This is a genomic window from Kitasatospora sp. NPDC059088 (assembly GCF_042738155.1).
Taxonomy (GTDB): Bacteria; Actinomycetota; Actinomycetes; order Streptomycetales; family Streptomycetaceae; genus Kitasatospora.
This window is the reverse complement of sequence record NZ_JBHYGR010000159.1, coordinates 1-1494: the sequence shown is the minus strand read 5'-3', so window position 1 is coordinate 1494 and position 1494 is coordinate 1. Positions and strand designations below refer to the sequence as shown.

Sequence of the window (1494 nt, the reverse complement as noted above, 5' to 3'; positions counted from 1 at the left end):
GCGGGCGGGGCCCCGCTACCCCGGCCCCCCGCCCCGGATCTCGTCCAGGGACTCCGCGAGCACGCCCCGCGCCCGGGTGAACCAGTCGGCGATCACCGCGGTCTCCTCCGGCGTGTAGTCGGCGAACAGCGCGCCGATCCGCTCGTAGAACGGTCCGTAGACCTGGAGGATGCGCTGCTGCGCGTCGTCCGCCATCACCACCCGCACCCGCCGGCGGTCGCCGGGGTCGGCCTCCCGGCTCGCGTACCCGGCCTTCTCCAGCCGGTTGAGGACGCCGGTCACGGCCCCGGTGGTCAGCTGGGCGCGCTCGGCGAGGTCGCCGGCGGCCAGGGGCTCACCGGCCAGGGCGGCCTCGATGACGAAGCCGAGGCAGGTCAGGTCGGTCACGTTGAGCCCGAGCCGGGCGGCGATGTCCTGCTGGCCGAACTGGGCCAACGCGATCATCCGGTCCATCGCGTACAGCGCCTGCTCGGGCGTCGCCCGGGGGCGCGGCTTGCCCTTCACCCAGGATCTCCTTAGCATCTAAGTTACTTATCTCGTGAGATAAACGAACCGGTACCGGCCGTCCACCGCCACCCGTCCATCTCACACCACAGGAGGATCCATGAGCGCCCACGGTGACCACGACATGGGACACACCGTCGCCGGCTGGACCGGCTCCGCCCTCGCCACCGCGGGCTTCGCCGTCGCCGGCACGGCCCTCGTCCTCGGCTCGCCCCCCGGGCTCTGGGCCGGCGCAGCCCTCACCGCCCTCGGCGCACTCGCCGCCTGGCTGCTCCACCTCGCCGGCTGGGGCAAACCCACCGGCCCGCGCCCACCCCACCTCCGCCACTGGCGCACCCCCGACCCCACCGCCCGCAACGGCGGCCACCCCCACTGCCTCGGCTGCCGCCTCGCCCGCCGCCACCCCCACCCGGCCACCACCGGGACACCCACCCCCGGGACACCCACCCCCGCACCCGGCCGCCCCCGGGCCCGCGCCAACGCCAGCGCCAGCGCCTGAGCTTCGACCGCACCGGGCCGCCGGAAGCGCGGCCGACCAGGCGGCTCTTCCCGGGGCGGTCCGGGATATCCCGAGGACGACAGGACGGTGGCGAAACGGCGGTTCGGGGCCGGCAAGTTGCGGCGTCGATCCCCCTCACCCCACCGGAGAACCCCATGCGTTCCGTCGCCCGCAAGGCCGCCACGATCGGCGCCACGCCGGCCGCACCCCGTCAGGCCGGACCGCCTGGGCATGGGAGAGGATCACGACCCCTGGTGAGGCCGTGGCGATCCAGAACCACCCGGACCAGGAGAGTGACCACTCCACTGTCACGTACTCCGGTGACCCCACCGAGAACGAGTGCCCCGCCCGGACTTCCGGGCGGGGGGCCGCGGGTGGTGTTGTATGTCGCCAATGGGCGGCAGCTCGTCCAGCCCGAACCAGCCCACCTCCAGCGACTCGTCGTCGTTCACCCGGGCCTCGCCGCCGACGGCCCGGCAGCGGAAGGTCAG

At 74.4% G+C, this 1494-nt stretch carries 2 protein-coding genes and 1 pseudogene; 1 reads left to right on the top strand and 2 read right to left on the bottom strand.

From position 1 onward, the window contains the following. Positions 1–15: 15 nt before the first annotated feature. Positions 16–504: a MarR family transcriptional regulator gene (locus ACFWXO_RS39805; protein WP_380530760.1), complete on the bottom strand. Its 489-nt coding sequence runs from the start codon at positions 502–504 to the stop codon at positions 16–18. A gap of 100 nt (positions 505–604) precedes the next feature. Between ACFWXO_RS39805 and ACFWXO_RS39800 the strand changes: the two genes are divergently transcribed. Next, positions 605–1003, top strand: a complete 399-nt coding sequence (locus ACFWXO_RS39800) for an HGxxPAAW family protein (RefSeq protein ID WP_380530757.1) — start codon at positions 605–607, stop codon at positions 1001–1003. 308 nt (positions 1004–1311) lie between these two features. Here the strand turns inward: ACFWXO_RS39800 and ACFWXO_RS39795 are convergent. Next, a pseudogene (locus ACFWXO_RS39795) lies at positions 1312–1494 on the bottom strand (hypothetical protein); the annotation flags it as partial.

What these genes read in the sequence shown, in the direction of transcription:
- ACFWXO_RS39800 (WP_380530757.1), top strand. Translation starts at nt 605, where the DNA reads ATGAGCGCCCACGGTGACCACGACATGGGACACACCGTCGCCGGCTGG.